Consider the following 20,781-nt stretch of genomic DNA (forward strand, 5'->3'; position numbering starts at 1 on the left):
CATGGCATTGCTGACCCCCCTGCTGTTGGCTACCGCTGAGCGGACGCTGAATCAGCTGCTTGCTCGCGACCCGGCCTCGACGTCGCGCCTGAATGCACTGGCAGGCCGACGCCTGCTGGTGCGTGTCGAACGCCCCGCCTTTGACCTGCTGGTGCATTTCGACCTGCAGGGCCTGCACCTGTTGCGCCTGCCCCAGGCCAACGAGAGCGATGGCGATGTGGTGGTGGAGCTCGACATGGAGACCGCCGCCGCCCTGCTGTCCGGTGAATCCATCGAGCGCCTGATGTTCGAGGGCCGTCTCGCCGTGCGTGGCCGTATCCATCTGCTGGAGAGCGCCCGAGACCTGGTGATGGACCTCGACCTGGACTGGGAAGGCGCGCTCAGTGAATGGTTCGGCGAAGCCCCCGGCCATAGCCTGGCCAGCGGTCTGCGCAGCCTCGGGCGTTTCGGCCTGATCAGCCGCCGTGAGCTGGAGCTGGACCTGCGCGAATACCTCACCGAGGAGGCGCGCTGGCTGCCCGGTCAGGCACAGATGCGCGTCGCCCGCGACGAGCTGACCGAGCTGACCCAGTGTCTGGATCGCACCGAAGCACGTCTGGCGCGGCTGCGCCGTCATCTCGAGGCCGCCACCTCCCATCAACCTGCCGAGCGGGAGTGCCAGCCGTCGTGAGACTCTATCGCCTGCTGAGCATCCTGTGGGTCATCGCCCGCTACCGCCTCGACGACCTGGTGCCGCCGGGGCGCGTGCCGGCCCTGCTGCGCCCGCTGCTCAAGCTGTCGCCGCTGCGTCTGTTCCCCATCGGCAGACGCACGCGTGGCGAACGTCTGCGTCTCGCGCTCGAGGCCCTCGGCCCGATCTTCATCAAGTTCGGTCAGATGCTCTCGACGCGCCGCGACCTGCTGCCGCCGGACATCGCCGACGAACTCAAGCGCCTGCAGGATCAGGTGCCGCCGTTCGAGAACCAGGTCGCGCGGGAGCTGGTCGAGCAGGAACTCGAGATGTCGGTCGAGGAAGCCTTCGCCGAATTCGAGGCCCAGCCTCTGGCCTCCGCCTCCATCGCCCAGGTACATGCCGCACGACTGCACGATGGCTCGGACGTGGTGGTCAAGGTCATCCGGCCGCGCATCGAGGAAGTGATGCGCAAGGACATCGGCCTGCTCTACATGTTCGCGCGCCTGTTGATGAAGGTCTCGCCGGAAGCCCGTCGCCTGCGCCCGGTCGAGGTCGTCGCCGACTACGAGGCGACGCTGTTCGACGAGCTCGACATGCACAAGGAGGCTGCCAACACCTCCCAGCTCAAGCGCAACTTCCTCGACTCGCCGCTGCTCTACGTCCCGGCCATCCACTGGCCACTGACGCGCCGCCGCGTGATGGTGCAGGAACGCATCCGCGGCATTCCGGTCGCCGATATCGAGGAGCTGACGGCGCAGGGCACCGACCTCAGGAAGCTGGCCGAGCGCGGCGTGGAGATCTTCTTCACCCAGGTATTCCGCGACAACTTCTTCCACGCCGACATGCACCCCGGCAACATCTTCGTCTCGCGCGAGAACCCGCACGACCCGCAGTTCATCGCCATCGACTGCGGCATCGTCGGCAGCCTGACCCGCGAGGACCAGGACTATCTGGCCCGCAACCTGCTGGCCTTCTTCCGCCAGGATTACTACGAGGTCGCGGCGCTGCACATCGAGTCCGGCTGGGTCGGCGAAGGCACGCGCGCCAACGAGTTTGCCGCTGCCATACGTGCCGTCTGCGAGCCGATTCTCGAGAAGCCGCTCAAGGACATCAGTTTCGGCCAGGTCCTGCTGGGGCTGTTCCAGACCGCGCGCCGCTTCAACATGGAAGTCCAGCCGCAGCTGGTGTTGCTGCAGAAGACCCTGCTCAACATCGAGGGCCTCGGCCGCCAGCTGTATCCGGACCTCGACCTGTGGGCCACCGCCCGCCCCTATCTGGAGCGCTGGATGAAGGAGCGCGCCGGCCCCAAGGCGTTCTGGGCCGAGATGGTCAAGCAGGCGCCGGAGCTGTCGCATCAGCTGCCACAGCTGCCGGCGATGGCCTTCCAGGCCATGGAGCGCATCGAGGACGAGCATCGCGCCCGTCAACGCCAGACAGAGGCCATCACCACGCTGCGCGACCGGGTCAATCACGCCTCCAGCACCAGCTGGCGACTGCGCGCGGGCCTGCTGCTGGTGGCCGGCGCGTTCGGTTGGCAGCCCTTGATGGCCTGGGCGGAGACCCAGCCCGTGGCGGTACTGGTGGGCGCAGGACTGGGAATCGTGTTATTGCTGTGGCGCTAGCCGCAGGCAGACATGATGGCCTGACTGGCCCGGCGCGCAACGACACTTGCCGCCCCATGGGACGCAGTGCAATATGAATGACATATAACACTTGCATCCTGAGTCGCCTGCCCGCGCCGCGCCGTTTGCCGTGCAAGGCGTGCCGTCAGCGCAGAACTCGATGACTTAACGCAAGACCCAAGCTTTCAGGAATGATGATTCATGAGTGATATTCTCAACCGTCTGTCAGTGGTACTGGCAGAACGGCGCGACGCTGACCCGACCTCCTCCTATGTCGCGAGCCTGCATCACAAGGGCCTCAACAAGGTACTGGAGAAGATTGGCGAAGAGGCGACCGAAACCGTACTGGCCGCCAAGGATTTCGCTCACGACGACGTGGACTCGCAGCGTGCCGTGATCGGTGAGACCGCTGACCTGTGGTTCCATTCACTGGTCATGCTGTCGCACCTGGGGCTGGATCATCAGGAAGTGCTGGATGAGCTGGCACGCCGCTTCGGTGTTTCCGGCCATGATGAAAAGGCCGCTCGCGGCCAGTGAAGGACCCGTATTCTTCCGGCGCAAGTCGGCTTTCCGGCAGCGGTGCCAGCACCCTGCAAGTCTCAAGGCCCAATGACCCGGTGTCAGCGGCCCAAATGGAGAATTTCCCATGTTAGGTGGCATCAGTATCTGGCAGCTTCTCATCGTGCTCGGCATCATCATCCTGATCTTCGGGACCAAGAAGCTGCGCAACGTCGGCTCTGATCTCGGCGGTGCCGTGAAGGGCTTCAAGGGCGCGATGAAGGAAGAAGAGAAGAAGAGCGACGAGCCGACTGCCCAGCAGAAGGTCGCGCATGAGGAAAAGCGTGGCGACACCATCGATGTCGAGGCCGAGAGCCGCGATACCGCTGACAAGCGCTCGTAACCCGCATGTTCGATATCGGCTTTTTTGAACTGGCATTGATCGCGCTGCTGGCGCTGATCGTGCTCGGCCCGGAGCGTCTGCCCCGGGCCGCCCGCACTGCGGGATTGTGGCTGGGACGCATCAAGCGCAGTGTCTCGGGCATTCAGCAGGAAATCAGTGCCCAGCTGGAAGCCGAGGAACTGCGTCAGACGCTCAACGAGCAGAAGAAGCAGCTCGATGAGACGCTCGCTCATGCGCGCAACGAGGCACGCGATGTCGAGCGCGGCATCACCGAGTCCAGCACGTCCCGCGATGCAGGCGCCTCCGGCGCTGAGACCAGCCCCCGCCCTGCCGAGAATGGTGCGCCGGCCACCGAGCCGAGCACTGCTTCCGACACCCGTGAATCACGAGAGCCACGTTCCTGATGAGTGATCCACATGCCTCACCGTCAGGTGGTCAGGGCGACGCCGCACATGCGCCGCTCATCGAGCACCTGATCGAGCTACGCTCGCGCTTGCTGCGCGCCACCCTGGTGGTGCTGGTGGTATTCGCCGCGCTGTACGGCTTCTCCAACCAGATCTACCTGTATGTCGCCGAACCGCTGATGGCATTGCTGCCACCGGGTTCGCAGATGATCGCCACCGAAGTGGCCTCGCCCTTCCTGGCGCCTTTCAAGCTGACATTGGTGGTGGCGCTGTTCCTGGCGATTCCCGCCGTGCTCTATCAGGCCTGGGCGTTCATCGCGCCGGGCCTCTATGAGAACGAGAAGGCGTTGGCCCAGCCGCTGCTGGCCTCCAGCATCCTGCTGTTCTATGCCGGGGCGGCCTTCGCCTACTACGTGGTGTTCCCGCTGCTGTTCCAGTTCTTCACCACCACGGGCCCCGAGAACGTGGCGATCATGACGGACATCAATCAGTACCTGAATTTTGTCCTCAAGCTGTTCTTCGCCTTCGGGGTGGCCTTCGAGATCCCCATCGCCACCTTCCTGCTGATCTGGACCGGCGCGACCACGGTGGAGGCACTGAGCAAGAAGCGCCCCTATATCGTGATCGCCTGCTTCGTGGTCGGCATGCTGCTGACACCGCCGGACGTGATCTCGCAGTCGCTGCTGGCGATTCCGATGTGGCTGCTGTTCGAGGTTGGCATTCTGGCCTCGCGCCTCTTCAAGCGCCGTCGTGCGGCCTCAGACGATGAGGCATCGCAGGAAGCGCCCTGAACGTGGCTGCCTGCAATCGAGCATCAGAATCAGAGCATAAAAACAGAAAGCCCCGCCGGGTCACCGGCGGGGCTTTCTGTTTCTGGGGGCTTTGTGCTTCCAGGGAACTTGCTCACACCAGCCACGCGCTATCACGCCAGACGCACCGGCGTGTCAAGGTCAGTCCTGCTCGGCGGCACGCGCCTTGTCGTCCTCGATCCAGCTATCGATGCGCTCGACCAGCTTGAAGATGCCCTGGGCCGCTTCGCTGATGCGCTCCGCCAGCAGGTAGGCCGGAGTGGTGACGACACGGTTGGCGGCGTCGACGACGATGTCCGTCACCTCACAGCTCTTGTGCAGGCCGCCCTGGGCACTGATCGCCCCGGAGACACTGGCGTCGTTGCCGATGGTGACCGAGATGCCTTCCCCCAGCAGCTTGGGCACCATCACCGGCGCGATGCACATCACGCCGATCGGCTTGCCGGCCGCGTGGAAGGGCTGCACCGCTTCCTGCAGGCCCGCGACGAGTTCGAGGTCCTCACCCTTGACGGCAAAGTCACACAGATTCTTGGCGGCGCCGAAGCCGCCGGGCAGGATCAGCGCATCGAAGTCGTCCGCTGACAGCTCTTCCAGCGGGCGCACCTTGCCACGTGCCAGACGCGCGGACTCGACCAGCACGTTGCGGGTCTCCTCCATCTCGTCGCCAGTGCCGTGATTGATCACGTGGTGCTGCGCGACATCCGGTGCAAAGCACTCATAGGCAATGCCCAGCTGATCGAGACGCAGCAGCGTCAGGGTAGTTTCATAGATCTCGGAGCCATCAAAGACACCGCAACCGGAAAGGATCAGGGCTACCTGCTTGGTCATGGGTTACTCCATTGACGATGAGCTGTGCGCGGCGATTGCCGGACAGGTCAGAAAAGACTAATACAAGCGCGTGACTGATTCGAATGCCGAGCCTGATTTCATGCCCAGCGTCATGCCAGGCGCGAGACGCTTCAGCGGCACCGAAGATGCGCGACCGCCACGCGGCAGGACAGTGACAGGCGTGCAGGCGAGGCATGTCACTGCGCATCCTCTCAAGACTATGGGCGGCCCTGGCACAACTCAAGTGCTGCTCCTCGTCCACTCGCATGTCATCAAGGCTCTGGTGCCGGAGGCTTGCCGCGGTTGTCCGGCGGGGTCTGTCAGGCCCCACACCCGCCCCATACGGGGCGTGCATGAGGCGCGACACCGCGACACATCTCCTGCGCCTGTGGCCACAAGTCAACGCTGATATACTCAATTGACCCTGCCACAGGGACGACGGCTCCCGTCACGGGCCACCCACTTGCAGGCCGCAAGCCAGGCCTTCTCGTCGCCCGACAGACGCCTTGTCGTCATGTTCAGCCCCTGCTGGCACCTCACGTGACCGGCCTTGCCCCATGACCGCTGGCATCACTGTAATATTAATGAAATATTATAGACCTAGACTGCCTGCGACCATCACGGGAGCGGACCACCCGACCCGGAGAGCATTTCTTGAGCCAACGTACCCCGCGCCAGTTTCCTGCGACTCGTATGCGCCGTATGCGCAAGGACGACTTCTCTCGCCGCCTGATGCGTGAAAATCAGCTGACGGCCGATGACCTGATCCTGCCGGTCTTCGTTCTCGAAGGCTCCCAGCGTCGTGAAGCCGTGCCCAGCATGCCGGGCGTCGAGCGCCTGTCCATCGACCTCATGGTCGAAGAATGCCGCGCCGTCCACGCTCTGGGCGTGCCGGCCATCGCGCTCTTCCCGGTGGTCGATGCCGAGGCCAAGACGCTGTATGCCGAAGAATCCTACAACGCCAACGGCCTGGTGCAGCGTTGCGTGCGCGCCTTGAAGGAAGCGCTGCCGGAGCTGGGCGTCATCACGGATGTCGCGCTCGACCCCTACACCGTTCACGGTCAGGACGGCATCCTCGACGAAGACGGCTACGTGCTCAACGACCGCACCGTCGAGACCTTGATCAAGCAGGCGCTGTCACACGCGGAAGCCGGTGCCGATGTCATCGCGCCCTCCGACATGATGGACGGCCGCATCGGCGCCATCCGCGCCATGCTGGAACAGGAAGGCCTGATCAACACGCGCATCATGGCCTACTCGGCCAAGTACGCCTCCAACTACTACGGCCCGTTCCGTGACGCGGTCGGTTCGAGCGGCAATCTGGGCAAGGCCGACAAGCAGACCTACCAGATGGACCCCGCCAACAGCGACGAAGCCCTGCATGAGGTGGCGATGGACATCGCCGAGGGCGCTGACATGGTGATGGTCAAGCCGGGCATGCCCTATCTTGATGTGGTAACGCGTGTGAAGCGCGAGCTGGAAGTGCCGACCTTCGCCTATCAGGTCAGCGGTGAGTACGCCATGCACATGGCGGCTTTCCAGAACGGTTGGCTGGATGCCGACAAGGTCATTCTCGAGTCGCTGATGTGCTTCAAGCGTGCGGGTGCCGACGGCATCCTCACCTATTTTGCTCGCCAGGCGGCCGAATTGCTGGCGCAGAAAAACCGCCTTTGACAACCCCGGCCATTGCGGATGCGGCTGACCGGGATCATGGAGTTGATGATGGAACAGACGCCCAAGCAAGACACCGACAACAACACGGCGACCCTGCCGGAAGTCGCTGACAGTCGCGACAAGGATGCTGCCCCCAAGGCAGCATCCACCCCACGGGAAGGCGAGATCGAGCTGGCGGCGGATGAGCCGCCGGCTCAGGAGCCGCTGCCCCTGCGCGTCAACCGGACGCGTACCGGTATCCATGCCAAGGCCACTCCCTCCCCCGAGGCTGATCTCGCTGATCCGGCGCTGTACTTCAATCGCGAGCTGTCCAACCTGCAATTCAACATCCGCGTACTCGAGCAGGCCAAGGATACCTCGCATCCGCTGCTCAACCGCTTGATGTTCCTGCTGATCTTCACGTCCAACATGGACGAGTTCTTCGAGATTCGCGTGGCGGGTCTCAAGCATCAGATCGCCTTCGATCGCACCGACCCCGGCTGTGACGGCATGCTGCCGAGCAAGGTGCTCGATGAGGTGTCCCGCATCACGCATGAGCAGGTCGAACGCCAGTACCGCATGCTCAACGAGGACCTGATCCCCGCGCTGGAAGAGCAGCACATCCGCTTCCGTCGCCGCAATCAGTGGAACGATGCCCAGAAGGCCTGGGTGCGCGATTACTTCGAGGAAGAGATCCAGCCGGTCATCAGCCCGATCGGTCTCGATCCGTCGCACCCGTTCCCGCGCCTGGTCAACAAGAGCCTCAACTTCATCGTCGAGCTGGAAGGCAAGGATGCCTTCGGTCGTGAAGGTGGCCTGGCCATCCTGCCGGCCCCGCGCTCGCTGCCGCGTCTGATCCGCATCCCGGATGGCCTCGTCGAGCCGGGGTACACCGAATACGTCTTCCTGTCCTCGATGATCCACGCTCACGCCCAGGAGCTGTTCCCGGGGATGAAGATCAAGGGCTGCTATCAGTTCCGCCTGACCCGCAACGCCGACCTCTCGGTGGATGCCGAGGATGTCTCCGACCTGGCCTCCGCGCTGCGTGGCGAGCTGCTGGCGCGCCGCTACGGCGACGGGGTGCGTCTCGAGGTGGCCGACAACTGCCCGGAAGCGCTCTACACCTTCCTGCTCAAGCAGTTCGACTTGGAAACGCGTGACCTCTATCAGGTCAAGGGCCCGGTCAACCTCAACCGCCTGATGGAAGTCATCGGCGACGTCGGCCGCGAGGACCTGCTCTACGCCCCGTTCACTCCGGGCATTCCCAAGGCGCTCAAGGGCGACAACAGCCTGTTCGATGCGATCCGTCGCGAGGACATCCTGCTGCATCACCCCTTCCAGTCCTTCTCCCCGGTCGAGAACCTGCTCGCCGAGGCGGCGCGCGACCCGAACGTGCTGGCCATCAAGCAGACCCTCTATCGCACCGGCGCCGACTCCAACATCGTCTCCTCGCTGGTGGAAGCCGCACGTCAGGGCAAGGAGATCACCGTGGTGATCGAGCTGCGGGCGCGCTTCGATGAGGCCGACAACCTGCAGCTGGCCTCGCGCCTGCAGGAAGCCGGCGCCATCGTCATCTACGGCGTGATGGCCTACAAGACCCACGCCAAGATGCTGCATATCGTGCGACGTGAACACGGCGAGCTGCGTCACTACGCACACCTGGGCACCGGTAACTACCATGCCAAGACGGCGCGCCTGTATACCGATTACAGCCTGCTGACCGCCAACGAGACGCTGTGCGAGGACGTCCACAAGGTCTTCCAGCAGCTGACCGGCATGGGCAAGCAGCGCAATATCGAGAAGCTGCTGCACGCGCCCTTCACGCTGCATGAGCGCATGGTGGAGATGATCGACCGTGAAGCGCGCAACGCCGAGAAAGGCAAGCGCGCCCACATCATCATCAAATGCAATTCACTGACCGAGCCCAAGCTGATTCGCGCCCTCTACCGCGCCTCGCGGGCTGGCGTGCAGTGCGACCTGATCATCCGCGGCGTCTGCTGTCTGCGCCCGGGCGTGCCGGGGATTTCCGACAACATCCGCGTGCGCTCGGTGATCGGTCGCTTCCTCGAACACACGCGCACCTTCCACTTCCACAATGCCGGTCAGCCGGAAACCTGGTGCTCCAGCGCGGATTACATGGAGCGCAACATGTTCCACCGCGTCGAGACCTGCTTCCCGCTGCTCGACAAGAAGCTTGCCCAGCGTATCCGCAAGGACCTGGACACCTATCTGGTCGACAACTGCCAGAGCTGGCGTCTGGAAAGCGATGGCCACTACACCCAGCTGGATGCCGGCGACGCGGAACCGATCAGCGTGCAGGAAACCCTGCTGTTCGCCTACGCCGCCAAGGCCTGATCGCGCTCGACGAGGTCAGGACAGAACAAAGTTCATGAACTCTCGGCCCTCACGCTTGCGTGGGGGCCGTTGTCGTTGGCCCTCCCCACCCGCTTGATCGACCAAGCACCCTCAAGCGAAGCGGGGCCAGATTCAGGCGCATGAAAAAGCCCCCGTATCATCGATACGGGGGCTTTGCGTTCACACCTGACGCGCGGCGGCTTACATCAGACGCCGACCTGGCCGCCATCTTCGCGCTGGATGACCACGGTCGCGGCGCGGGCACGCACACTGCCGTCAGTTTCGGCGGTGGCGTCATCGCTCTGCGGCCAGTTGGCCGGGTGCTGGATGTTGATGAACATCGCGGTCTTGTCCGGGGTGGTGAAGATCCCGGTGACTTCACAACCGTTCGGGCCCACCGCGAAGCGCTTGAGCTGCGCCTGGTTGTCGGCACCGATTACGGCCGCGTCTCCCTCGGCCTGCTCGAGACCTGCCGGCACGACCGCCAGCAGCTGGTCATTGGTGACCTCGGTGATGCCTTCGTAGCCATTGTCCGTCTGGATCCACAGGATGCTGTCCTGACCTTCGCGGCCGTCGAAGTAGAGGCCATCGGGACTGGCGAACTCGTTCATCTCGGTCAGGCCGGACAGGTTGTCGGCATCGCTGGCCGCTGCGCCGAACACGAAGATCTCCCAATCGAAGGCCTTGTGATCGCCCGCTTCACGCCAGCGGATGATCTGCCCCGCCTCGTTGTTGCCACGCGGATTGGCCGCGTTGGTCGGCGCGGTCTTGTAACCGACACCCGGCTCCTCGATGGCGGTGCCATCGTTGGTGAAGGCGGCGTCAGTGCCTTCCTCGGTGCGCTTGGAGTTGTTGGTCAGCGTCATGTAGACCTCACCGGACACCGGGTCCACCGCGCCCCACTCCGGACGGTCCATCGGGGTCGCGCCCATCAGGTCAGCCGCATCGGTGGTGTGGATGATGATGCCAGCCAGGTCATCGGCCGCCAGCCCCAGTGCCTCGGCCAGGGTGCGGCCATCCTTGGTCACGGCGTCCGGGGTCAGCTTGAGCCACGTGCCGGTGCCATCGGCGGAGAACTGGGCGACATACAGCGTGCCCTTGTCCAGGTACTTGTCGCCGATCGCCAGGCGGTCCTTGAAGTCACCGGCGCCACGGGCATCAGCGGCGTCCCACTTGGCGTCTGACACGAACTTGTAGATGTACTCGTTGCGCGAATCGTGACCGGAGTAGAAGACCACCGGCTCACCCTCGACCAGCTTGCCCGGCCAGCAACCTTCGTGACGGAAGCGGCCCAGCGCGGTGCGCTTGATGGCCTGCTCGCCGGTGTAGGGGTCGATCTCGACGATATAGCCGAAGGTCCGCGGTTCGTTGCGGTAATCCTTGTCGGCGCTGTCTGCCGTCGGCGTGTTGTCGAAACGCGCGAATTCGCCATCGACTTCACTGGCATCCCCGGCGGCGGTTTCCCAGCCATAGCGGCCACGCTCGGTCTCGATGCCGATGCGGTTGTCATCGAGCTGACGATCGCTGCGCTTGACGAAGTAGCCCGGCCAGTTCTCTTCGCAGGTCAGGTAGGTGCCCCACGGGGTGTAGCCGTTGGCGCAGTTGTTGTTGGTACCACGGGTGCGCATGCCGTCCGGCGAGAAGGCCGTCTTGACGTAATCGCTGCCCGCTACCGGGCCGCTCAGCTTCATTTCGCTGGCGCTGGTGTAGCGGCGGTTGTAGCGCGAATCGCCCACCACTTCCCACTTGCCATTGCTGGCCTTCTTGACCTCGACGATGGTCACGCCGTGGGCATTGATCTCGGTGCGCACTTCATCGGCCGGACGCTTGCCGGAATCCGCATTGGTCGCACCGCCCTTGGGCGCCCACAGAGCATCCTGATCGATGTATTCGTTGTTCATGACCAGCAGGAAGTTGCTGGAGGCCGTGTCGTCGCTCAAGGCGAAATTGTGCATGCCATCGTGATGCATGCCGACGGTGTTGAGCTGGATCTCCGGCGTCATCGCCAGGTCCTTGCTCCACTTGGGTGCCTTGGCATTGAGCGGCGTGCCCCATGGCGCCAGCACCTGTGCGGTATACCCCTTGGGAACCACGACTGCATCCGTGCGTGAACCCTTGATCGATTCGAAGGCCAGTGCCAGAGCCGTCTTCTCGCCCGCAGCATTGCTGGCGGCGTTGGCCGTGGTGCTCAGCCCCGCAAGACCGAAACCACCCAGCATGCTGGCAGCCGCCATGCCCAGGCCACCCTGCAGGACACGACGACGCGAGATGTGTCGTTCGATGACGGATGAGAACGTCTCGTTGCTGCTGGGATTAAGCAGGCGATGGTCTTCGATTTCCTTGCTCATGTCGCTTCCCCGTAGTCAGGTTTCGGGTTGTTCTGTTCAGGCATGCCCCTTGAGGGCATGCCGAAGGCAACAAGAGTGATACGCGAGCCCGATGACAATTCCGTGACGAACGGGCAACAAAGGCAAGAGACGACAGCGCCCAACGGCCTTTCGACCGTTGGGCGCTGGGGACTTCAGGACAAGCCGACAAATTCAGCAAACATCAGGCAAGCGCGACGTCATCCTCCCACCGAGACGCGAGTCTGGCGTTTGATCTCAGGCCTCGCGCAGACGCTCGGCGGCCAGGCTCAGCAGGTGCTCGGTGGTTTCCCAGCCAAGGCATGCATCGGTGACGGACACGCCATGACGCAGCTGGGAGAGCTTCTCCGCTGCCGGCAAGGCCTGCTTGCCTTCATTGAGGTGACTCTCGAGCATCACGCCGATCAAGGCATCATCCCCCGCCAGGCGCTGAGAGAGCACATCCAGCATCACTTCGCTCTGGCGGCGGTGGTCCTTGCGGGAATTGGCGTGGCTGCAATCGACCATCAGACGCGGCGTCAGGCCAGCGCCTTCCAGCTCACGCCGGCAGGCGGCCACCGAGGCGGCGTCATGGTTGGGCTGGCCATGGCCGCCGCGCAGCACCACATGGGTATGCGGGTTGCCCGCGGTCTCGATCAGCGCCGGACGTCCGCTGTCATCCATGCCGAAGTGGCGATGCCCATGCGCCGCCGCCCCGATGGCCTGCACGGCGACCTCGACGCCTCCGTCAGTGCCGTTCTTGAAGCCCACCGCACAGCCGAGGCCGGAGGCCATCTCGCGATGGATCTGCGACTCGGTGGTACGGGCGCCGATGGCCGCCCAGCCGAGCAGGTCTTCCAGGTAGGCGGCGGTCAGCGGCTGCAGCAGCTCCGTCGCCACCGGAAGGCCCAGCTGGTTGATCTCGCGCATCAGCTCGCGTGCCTGACGCAGGCCGGTGGCCATGTCATCGCTGCCATCCAGATGCGGATCATAGGCCAGCCCCTTCCAGCCCACCGTGGTGCGCGGCTTCTCGACATAGACACGCATCACCAGCTTGAGGCGATCACGCACCTGCGGCTCGATCACCGCCAGGCGCTGGGCGTACTCGCGCGCGGCCTTGAGATCATGGATGGAGCACGGCCCCACCACCACCAGCAGGCGATCATCGTCGCCGGCGAGAATGGCGTTGATCTCATCGCGATGCTGGCGAATCTGGCCGGCCAGGTCGGCGTCCACCGGCAGCTGCTCGCGCAATTCGCTGGCGCTGGGCAGGGCTTCACGACTGATGCGTCCGGGTGTGGTCGGTGTCTGGGCGGCATCAGAGCGGGTCACGGTGGCGTTCTCGGCAGTCAAGGGGTCAGCAGTGGCGTCGGCAGTGTGCGGGTTGGCGGTCAACACGCGTTCAAGGCTGGCGTTCATGGTCTTCTCTCCTGTGATGAAGCATCGGCTCCATCACGCAATATTCATTCTGACAGACAGGGACTTCGCGAATCGTCACCCCGGTGTTGCTCGCCCTGCCCCGCGGTGACAGCGGAAAGAGGCAGGACGCCGCTAAATCGCCAGCGCCAATAACCATGCACGACCCGAGCGGAGGCAAGAGAAAAGCGGGTAGTCAGGATAGTGGTGCGCATGGTCATTCCTCTCGTCATTCATGCTGCAATCATTGTCGGCACGTTAGGGTGACATGCCTCTCGTCATGGATTTCGCAAGGCCCGAAACGCAAGAACCCCCGGCCGTAGCTGCGACCGGGGGTTCTTCAAGGTGGTGGCAGCCCGTACGAGACAGGCGCGCCGTAACCTCAGGCGCGCCCCTGTGTAAACCAATACCAATAGCCGGCCGCACACGCCGCCTGGCCCGAAGGGCAGGCAGCGACAGTGAACGGGCGGTGGCTGGTGGTCTGATTCATGGGTCGGGCCGGTATCCAGTGGTGACGATGAAAAAGGTGATAGGCCTATCCTTGCACTCCAGATCGTCCTGCGCAAGCGTGAACCGGCAACAAACCGTTGCCCGCACGCATAAAGAAGGGCTATCAGCCTGAAGTGGCATCAGTATAATCTTTGGTTGTCGAGCAACATGATCGGCAACACGCATTCGTCCAGCGGTGCCTGACACCGCGCCCACAGCTTGGAATGCATGCATGCAGGATTCCCGAAATGATGCACTGATTGAGTATCTGTCGGGATGCGCCCGGCAGGATGCCAAGGCACTGGATCAGCTCTATCGAGCGACCAGTGCGCATCTATACGCTCAGTTGCTGCGTATCTTGAGACATGAGGCATCCGCGCAGGATTGTCTTCAGCAGGTCTACATCCGGGTATGGGCCGCCGCCGCCCAGTATGACGCCGGCCGCGCCCGCCCGATGACCTGGCTCGGCACCATGACCCGCAACATCGCCATCGACTGGATACGTCGACAGCGACCCAGCGAGCATGACAGCGATGAATTGATCGCCGCCATGCCGGGGCGGAGTGATATCGAGGCAGATGTCGACCTGGCCCAGCACAGTGGTGAACTCCACCAGTGCCTGGCCGAGCTGAATGACGATCAACGCCGCGCCCTGGAACTGGCCTACTTCGAAGGCCTCACCCACCAGGATCTGGCCAATCAACTGGACCAGCCCTTGGGCACCGTCAAGAGCTGGGTCCGTCGTGGACTCGAGAGGTTGAAGACATGCATGAGTCATTTGATCTGAGCGACCCGGAACTGCGCGAAGCCGCAGCGGGCGAATATGCGCTCGGCACATTGACACGCGACGAGCGCGCGGCATTCGAGTCACTGCTGGCCGTCAGCCACGACCTGCAACGTGATGTGGAGCGCTGGCGCGAGCATCTCAACGTGTTCAATGAACAGCTTCCCCCCGTCACGCCACCGGCCCATGTCTGGCAAGGCATCGCCGAGGCGACGGGCACCGCCCGTCAGCCCTGGTGGCGTCGCCTGGGCCTGTGGCAGGGCATGACCGCCACGGCGTTCAGCCTGGCGCTGGCAGTCACCCTGACCTTCAGCCTGGGGCACAACGCGGGCATGGAGAGCGACTACGTGTTCGTGGTCAACAACTCTGACAGCAGCCCCGGCTGGATCGTCAACGCCTCCCACTCGGGCGAGATGATGGTGCAGGCCGTCAGGCCCGAAGCGCCGGCCCCCGGCAAGGTCTGCGAGCTGTGGCTGATGGCCAAGGATGGCAAGGAGCCGATGTCACTGGGCATCCTGCCGCACTCCGGCACCATGAAGGTCGAGGTGCCCAAGGAGTATCTGGCCGCCTTCCCCGACAGCGACCTGGTGATCACGCTGGAAAGCCCGCAGGGCGCGCCCTCCGGCAACCAGATGGGCCCGACCCTCAAGAAGGGTCAGCTGACGCCGGTCGAAGGCCGCCACATCCTGTAAGCGCTTCGCTAGTGCACGATGTCGCAGCAATGATCGCAACAACGGTCGCAGCAACGGTCGCAGCAACGAAAAAAGCCCCCGCTTTTCAGCGGGGGCTTTTTTTGTGCAGTGCTCAGGTCTCGAATGTCACGCCTCGGAAGTCGAAAGCGATAACCGAAAGACCACTGACAGAAGCTATCAGCGCAGGTGGCGGCCACCATCCACCGGCAGGGTCGTGCCCGTGACATAGGGACTATCCAGCAGATAGCGCAGCGCCTGCCAGATGACGCCTGGCCCGGGTACCTGCTGCATCAACGACTTGGCGCGCGCACGCTCGGCATAGTCGTCATCATCGTCCGGGCGCAGCATGATCAGCGCCGGCGCGATGGTGTTGACCTGGATGCGTGGCGCGAACATCGACGCGAACGACAAGGTCAGGTTCTCGAGTCCCGCCTTGCTGGCCGCGTAGGCCGCATGCTTGCGCGAGCCCTTCTGGACCACGAAGTCACTCATGTGGACGATGTCCGCCTGCGTCTCGACTCCGGCTTCCAGCAGATCGCGCAGCGCCAGATTGATCAGGTACGGCGCCTGCATGTGGACACGGAATAGGTGCTCGAACAGCTCGCCCTGCCCCTCGCCGTCGCCATCCGGCGCCCAGTCGCCGGCATTGTGCACGATGGCCCGCAGCATCGGAGTCAGCTCACGAATCGCCGCGATGAAGGCCTGGATGCCTGCCTCGCTGGAGAAATCCGCCTGCACGGTGCGAATGCCCAGCGCGCGCAGGGCATCGAGCTCTTCCCGCTCGCGTCGATAACTGATGATGACCGGATGACCATCATCGATCAGTCGCTCGGCACAATAGCGCCCCAGACGCTGGGCGCCGCCGGTGATCAGTATCGGGGACTGACTCATTCACTCGACTCCTTCAGGCAATGTCAGGCAGCTTCAGGCAGCTTCAGGCAATGTCAGGCAGCTTCAGGCAATGTCAGGCAATGTCAGGCAATGTCAGGCAGCTTCAAGCAATGTCAGGCTGCTTCAGGCCGAGACCAGCGCCGGGTCCAGCAGCGGCTCGCGTGGTGCATAGCTGAACACATCGGAGCTCAGCGCGCTGGCCTCGACACCCAATGGCGTCAGCGCATCGACACAGGCATAGACCATGCCCGGCGAGCCGGACAGATAGACGCGCTTGCCCGCCATGCTGCCCGCGTGCTTGCGCAGCGCCTCATCGATACGCCCCAGATGGCCATTGAAAGCGGCCTCGACACCGGCCGCTTCCAGCGCGCGATGGTGGGCATCACCGACTTCCGGCGCTTCTTCCAGCACCGGGAAATAACGGAAGTTGGGCTGACTGGCGGCCCAGTTGAGCGCCGCGCTCTCCAGATACAGATCACGCCGCTCACGCGCCGCCCACCACAGCTCGATGGGCTGGGTCAGGCCACGCGCGAAGGCGGCCTGCAGCATGGCGTGCATCTGCGAGAAGCCGGTGCCGGCACAGATCAGCACGATGGGGCTGGGGTCGTCGAGGTCCAGTACGCACTCGCCACTGGGCAGACGCAGCTCAAGTTGATTGGCCGCGACCAGCAAGCTGCGCAGACGCGCGGAATTGCTGCGCTCCGGCCAATGCTGGATATGCAGCTCGAGCACGCCATCATCACTGGCGGCATTGGCGATGGAGAACGGTACCCAGGTGGTGTCATCGAGCTTCATCTCGAGATACTGGCCCGGCGCGTGCGCCAGGGCCTCGGGACGTGCGGCGAAGCGCACACGAAACACGTCCGGGGTCAGATCTTCCACACTCTCGACATGACAGGTCAGGGTCCGCGCCGTCATCGTATCCTCTTGTTATCTGATGCCTGCCGCCAGCGCGCCGCGCAACGACAGGGTAAATGCATGGGTGTTGATGGTCTGTCGCGGAATCAGTCCAGAATGCCCAGACTGTCCCAGCGTTCATCGACACGGGATGTGATCTCTTCGCTCATCACGATGGGCTCGCCCCACTCGCGGTCCGTCTCGCCGGGCCACTTGTTGGTCGCGTCCATGCCCATCTTGGAGCCAAGCCCCGCCGTTGGCGAGGCGAAGTCCAGATAATCGATCGGCGTATTGTCGACCAGAACGGTATCACGGCTCGGGTCCATGCGCGTGGTGATGGCCCAGATGACATCTTCCCACTTGCGGGCATCGACATCGTCATCCAGCACGATCACGAACTTGGTGTACATGAACTGACGCAGGAAGCTCCAGACCCCCATCATCACGCGCTTGGCGTGGCCGGGGTACTGCTTCTTCATCGTCACCACCGCCATGCGGTAGGAGCAGCCTTCCGGCGGCAGATAGAAGTCGACGATCTCCGGGAACTGCTTGCGCAGAATCGGCACGAAGACTTCATTGAGCGCCAGGCCGAGAATTGCCGGCTCATCCGGCGGACGCCCGGTATAGGTGGAGTGATAGATCGGGTCGCGCCGATGGGTGATGCGCTCGATGGTGAAGACGGGGAAGGTCTCCACCTCGTTGTAATAGCCGGTGTGATCGCCGTAGGGGCCTTCCGGTGCCACGTCACCCGGATACAGATAGCCTTCCAGGATGATCTCGGCGCTGGCCGGGACTTCGAGATCCGACAGGCCGCATTTGACCAGCTCGGTGCGCGAGCCGCGCAGCAGACCGGCAAAGGCATACTCGGAGAGTGAATCCGGTACCGGCGTGACAGCGCCGAGGATGGTGGCCGGATCGGCACCCAGTGCCACCGCGACCGGGAAGGGCTCGCCCGGATGGGCCTTCTGCCACTCGCGGAAGTCCAGTGCGCCGCCACGGTGTGCCAGCCAGCGCATGATCAGGCGATTCTTGCCGAGCTTCTGCTGACGATAGATGCCGAGGTTCTGGCGCTCCTTGTGCGGACCACGGGTGATCACCAGCGGCCAGGTCACCAGCGGCGCGGCATCCCCGGGCCAGCAGTGCTGGATCGGAATCATGTCGAGATCGACATCCTCCCCTTCCAGCACGATCTCCTGACAGGGCGCACGCTTGACCTTCTTCGGCCCCATGCTCATCACCTGCTTGAAGATCGGCAGCTTGTCCCAGGCATCACGGAAACCCTTGGGCGGCTCCGGCTCCTTGAGGAAGGCCAGCAGCTCGCCGACTTCGCGCAGCGCCTCGACGGATTCCTGGCCCATGCCCAGCGCCACGCGCCGCGGCGTGCCGAACAGATTGCCCAGCACCGGCATGCTGTGGCCCTTGACGTTCTCGAACAGCAACGCCGGACCACCCGCCTTCAGGGTGCGATCGCAGATCTCGGTCATCTCCAGATAGGGGTCCACCTCGGCACGAATGCGCTTGAGTTCGCCCTTCTCTTCCAGCGCCGCGATGAAATCGCGTAAGTCTCGATACTGCATGGGAGTTTCCGCTCGGCTTGATCAAGTCCCGAGCATACCATTGCCAGCCGGCACTCGGCAGGTCAGCAACGCAAGACGCCCACTTCCCGGGCGGGAAGTGGGCGTCCTGGCAAGCACATGGCAAGCACCTGTCGAGAGCATGGCCAGCCAGCCGGCTGGGCCAGAGTCGATCAGCGGCGCTTCATGGCCTCGAAGAACTCGAGATTGGTCTTGGTATCTTTCAGGCGATCGATCAGGAACTCGGTGGCTGCCACATCTTCCATCGGGTTGAGCAGCTTGCGCAGGATCCACATGCGCTGCATTTCATCCTCGGACGCGATCAGGTCTTCACGACGCGTGCCGGAGCGACGGATGTTGAGAGCCGGGAAGACACGACGCTCGGCCAGCTTGCGGTCGAGGTGAGCTTCCATGTTACCGGTGCCCTTGAATTCCTCGAAGATGACTTCGTCCATCTTGGAACCGGTATCGACCAGCGCCGTGGCGAGGATGGTCAGGCTGCCGCCTTCTTCGATGTTGCGCGCGGCACCGAAGAAGCGCTTCGGCTTCTCGAGCGCGTGAGCGTCGACACCACCGGTCAGCACCTTGCCGGAGGACGGCACCACGGTGTTGTAGGCACGCGCCAGACGGGTCACGGAATCGAGCAGGATGACGACATCCTTCTTGTGCTCGACCAGACGCTTGGCCTTCTCGATCACCATCTCGGCGACCTGGACGTGACGGGCCGGCGGCTCATCGAAGGTGGAAGCCACGACTTCGCCACGCACGGTGCGCGACATCTCGGTCACTTCCTCGGGACGCTCATCGATCAGCAGCACGATGAGGTGACATTCGGGGTTGTTGCGCGTGATGGAGGCGGCGATGTTCTGCAGCATCATCGTCTTGCCCGCCTTGGGCGGCGAGACGATCAGACCACGCTGGCCCTTGCCGATCGGTGCGGTCAGATCAAGGATGCGCGAGGTGATGTCTTCGGTGGAACCGTTGCCGATTTCCATCAGCAGGCGCGACTGCGGGAACAGCGGCGTCAGGTTCTCGAACAGGATCTTGTGCTTGGCATTCTCGGGGCGGTCAAAGTTGATCTGATTGACCTTGAGCAGCGCGAAGTAACGCTCCCCTTCCTTCGGCGGACGAATCTTGCCGGAAATGGTGTCGCCCTTGCGCAGATTGAAGCGACGGATCTGGGACGGTGAAACGTAGATGTCATCAGGGCCCGCGAGGTAGGAAGAGTCTGCACTGCGAAGGAAGCCGAAGCCGTCCTGCAGGATTTCCAGAACGCCGTCGCCGTAGATGTCCTCACCGCTTTTCGCGTGCTTCTTGAGGATGGCGAAGATGATGTCCTGCTTGCGCGAACGTGCCAGATTATCGATGCCCATCGTCTGGGCAAGTTCCAGCAGTTCGGGGACAGTATTTTGCTTGAGTTGGGTAAGATTCATCGGCTTTGTTTGAACGTGGCTCAGGTCAGCAGGGCTGATAGATAAGAAGGGAATCGAGAAGACGGGCAGAAGGCAAGGACCGGCACTGCAAAGGTGCAGACAGAGCTCGACAGCATTCCCGGAGGCAAGCGCCTGAGCTGGATGAAGACAGGTGCCAAAAGTTCAGGAAAGATCACTCACCACGGCCGAACAACGAATTCAGCAACGGAGTGTCGAGCTACGGATGTCTAGCGACGACGGACCGGTCGAAGGGACACGGAGCGTCATGCTTCCTGACAGAAAAGTCTTCTCGATATGGAATCTAGCGGTATGAATCGCCTAGTGGCTGGCCGGCGTGTCGCGGGCAGCATTACCAGAGGGCTGGCTGACAACTGGGGGACCGTGGGACGGTCGACATGACGCAATCAGAGAGCGTGTAATCAGGCGAACGCCTCGATGGTAGTCAAGCCGGCCCCTGAACGCAAGCCCCGGCGGCCTGGTGGCGCTCCCGGCGCTGCCTGAAGCGCTCGCTAGCGGCCAGTCAGCGCTGCGATAGCCGCCGCTGACGTGGCGCTTTCACTGACGGCTCAAGGCACCCGGCGGCGGCAAGGCCCGACTCACAGATTGGCATCCAGAAAGGCTGCCAGCTGCGCGCGCGGCATGGCGCCCACCTTGCTGGCTTCGACATTGCCGCCCACAAACAGCATCAATGTCGGCACACCGCGCACGCCGAAGCGGGCGGCGAGTTCAGGGGCTTCATCGACATCGACCTTGACGATCTTGAGCTGCCCTTCGTATTCCTCGGCCAGGGATTCCAGCGTCGGTGCCACACTCTTGCACGGCCCGCACCAGGAAGCCCAGAAATCCACCAGCACCGGATGCTCGCTCTCCAGCACCACGGATTCGAAGTCCCTTTCTGCAATCGGTACCACACGTTCGCTCATCGCGACGTTATCTCCCAGACCCGGTTGGTCTTGCTGATTGTGCTGCGTGATGGCTTGCGACTCATTGAGCGTGATGGTGACCCGCGACTTCG

At 63.3% G+C, this 20,781-nt stretch carries 18 protein-coding genes; 10 read left to right on the forward strand and 8 right to left on the reverse strand.

Annotated elements, in window-relative coordinates:
* Nucleotide 1 precedes the first annotated feature (1 nt).
* From R1T44_RS16990 to tatC, 6 genes are all read left to right on the forward strand, one after another.
* Nucleotides 2–670 carry a ubiquinone biosynthesis accessory factor UbiJ gene (locus R1T44_RS16990; protein WP_131432768.1) on the forward strand — a complete coding sequence of 223 codons (669 nt, stop codon included), beginning with the start codon at nucleotides 2–4 and terminating at the stop codon, nucleotides 668–670.
* Nucleotides 667–2,295, forward strand: a complete 1,629-nt coding sequence (gene ubiB, locus R1T44_RS16995) for a ubiquinone biosynthesis regulatory protein kinase UbiB (protein ID WP_043332979.1) — start codon at nucleotides 667–669, stop codon at nucleotides 2,293–2,295. Before R1T44_RS16990 ends, ubiB begins: the two co-directional genes overlap by 4 nt.
* A gap of 201 nt (nucleotides 2,296–2,496) precedes the next feature.
* Nucleotides 2,497–2,832: a phosphoribosyl-ATP diphosphatase gene (locus tag R1T44_RS17000; protein ID WP_043332980.1), complete on the forward strand. Its 336-nt coding sequence runs from the start codon at nucleotides 2,497–2,499 to the stop codon at nucleotides 2,830–2,832.
* 109 nt (nucleotides 2,833–2,941) lie between these two features.
* On the forward strand, nucleotides 2,942–3,196 hold the full coding sequence (gene tatA / locus R1T44_RS17005; RefSeq protein ID WP_043332981.1) for a Sec-independent protein translocase subunit TatA: 255 nt from the start codon (nucleotides 2,942–2,944) through the stop codon (nucleotides 3,194–3,196).
* A gap of 5 nt (nucleotides 3,197–3,201) precedes the next feature.
* On the forward strand, nucleotides 3,202–3,600 hold the full coding sequence (tatB, locus tag R1T44_RS17010) for a Sec-independent protein translocase protein TatB (protein ID WP_043332982.1): 399 nt from the start codon (nucleotides 3,202–3,204) through the stop codon (nucleotides 3,598–3,600).
* Complete coding sequence (gene tatC / locus R1T44_RS17015; protein WP_317292314.1) at nucleotides 3,600–4,391, forward strand: twin-arginine translocase subunit TatC; 792 nt, start codon at nucleotides 3,600–3,602, stop codon at nucleotides 4,389–4,391. The genes tatB and tatC overlap by 1 nt, the downstream gene beginning before the upstream one ends.
* A 159-nt stretch (nucleotides 4,392–4,550) precedes the next feature.
* Here the strand turns inward: tatC and elbB are convergent, their stop codons facing one another.
* Nucleotides 4,551–5,237, reverse strand: a complete 687-nt coding sequence (gene elbB, locus R1T44_RS17020; protein WP_284726899.1) for an isoprenoid biosynthesis glyoxalase ElbB — start codon at nucleotides 5,235–5,237, stop codon at nucleotides 4,551–4,553.
* A gap of 654 nt (nucleotides 5,238–5,891) precedes the next feature.
* Between elbB and hemB the strand changes: the two genes are divergently transcribed.
* Nucleotides 5,892–6,911 (forward strand): porphobilinogen synthase, encoded by a 1,020-nt coding sequence (gene hemB / locus R1T44_RS17025; RefSeq protein WP_284726898.1) that lies wholly within the window; start codon nucleotides 5,892–5,894, stop codon nucleotides 6,909–6,911.
* A 48-nt stretch (nucleotides 6,912–6,959) separates the two neighbouring features.
* Entirely contained in the window at nucleotides 6,960–9,245 is a 2,286-nt protein-coding gene (gene ppk1 / locus R1T44_RS17030; RefSeq protein ID WP_131432772.1) for a polyphosphate kinase 1, read from the forward strand.
* A 206-nt stretch (nucleotides 9,246–9,451) separates the two neighbouring features.
* On the opposite strand, the gene R1T44_RS17035 is transcribed toward ppk1, so the two are convergent.
* A complete protein-coding gene (locus tag R1T44_RS17035; RefSeq protein ID WP_317292315.1) occupies nucleotides 9,452–11,593 on the reverse strand; it encodes a PhoX family protein in 2,142 nt (713 codons plus the stop codon).
* Between the two features lie 255 nt (nucleotides 11,594–11,848).
* Nucleotides 11,849–13,009: a 3-deoxy-7-phosphoheptulonate synthase gene (locus tag R1T44_RS17040; RefSeq protein ID WP_317292316.1), complete on the reverse strand. Its 1,161-nt coding sequence runs from the start codon at nucleotides 13,007–13,009 to the stop codon at nucleotides 11,849–11,851.
* A gap of 718 nt (nucleotides 13,010–13,727) precedes the next feature.
* On the opposite strand from R1T44_RS17040, the gene R1T44_RS17045 reads away from it, so the two are divergent.
* Entirely contained in the window at nucleotides 13,728–14,282 is a 555-nt protein-coding gene (locus tag R1T44_RS17045) for a sigma-70 family RNA polymerase sigma factor (RefSeq protein ID WP_043332989.1), read from the forward strand.
* Entirely contained in the window at nucleotides 14,261–14,971 is a 711-nt protein-coding gene (locus R1T44_RS17050; protein WP_107335921.1) for an anti-sigma factor, read from the forward strand. Before R1T44_RS17045 ends, R1T44_RS17050 begins: the two co-directional genes overlap by 22 nt.
* Nucleotides 14,972–15,148: 177 nt before the next feature.
* On the opposite strand, the gene folM is transcribed toward R1T44_RS17050, so the two are convergent.
* The 5 genes from folM to trxA all read right to left on the reverse strand — a co-directional run bounded on the left by folM (nucleotide 15,149) and on the right by trxA (nucleotide 20,689).
* The gene (folM, locus tag R1T44_RS17055; protein WP_317292317.1) at nucleotides 15,149–15,862 is read right to left on the reverse strand and encodes a dihydromonapterin reductase; all 714 of its coding nucleotides are present in this window, start codon (nucleotides 15,860–15,862) and stop codon (nucleotides 15,149–15,151) included.
* Between the two features lie 123 nt (nucleotides 15,863–15,985).
* On the reverse strand, nucleotides 15,986–16,780 hold the full coding sequence (locus tag R1T44_RS17060) for an FAD-binding oxidoreductase (protein ID WP_043332993.1): 795 nt from the start codon (nucleotides 16,778–16,780) through the stop codon (nucleotides 15,986–15,988).
* Nucleotides 16,781–16,866: 86 nt separating this feature from the next.
* The gene (gene ubiD / locus R1T44_RS17065; RefSeq protein WP_317292318.1) at nucleotides 16,867–18,336 is read right to left on the reverse strand and encodes a 4-hydroxy-3-polyprenylbenzoate decarboxylase; all 1,470 of its coding nucleotides are present in this window, start codon (nucleotides 18,334–18,336) and stop codon (nucleotides 16,867–16,869) included.
* 170 nt (nucleotides 18,337–18,506) lie between these two features.
* The gene (gene rho / locus R1T44_RS17070; RefSeq protein ID WP_043332997.1) at nucleotides 18,507–19,766 is read right to left on the reverse strand and encodes a transcription termination factor Rho; all 1,260 of its coding nucleotides are present in this window, start codon (nucleotides 19,764–19,766) and stop codon (nucleotides 18,507–18,509) included.
* A 596-nt stretch (nucleotides 19,767–20,362) separates the two neighbouring features.
* Entirely contained in the window at nucleotides 20,363–20,689 is a 327-nt protein-coding gene (gene trxA, locus R1T44_RS17075; protein ID WP_043332999.1) for a thioredoxin, read from the reverse strand.
* Nucleotides 20,690–20,781 lie beyond the last annotated feature (92 nt).

This window comes from Cobetia amphilecti (assembly GCF_032923285.1).
Classification (GTDB): Bacteria; Pseudomonadota; Gammaproteobacteria; order Pseudomonadales; family Halomonadaceae; genus Cobetia; species Cobetia amphilecti.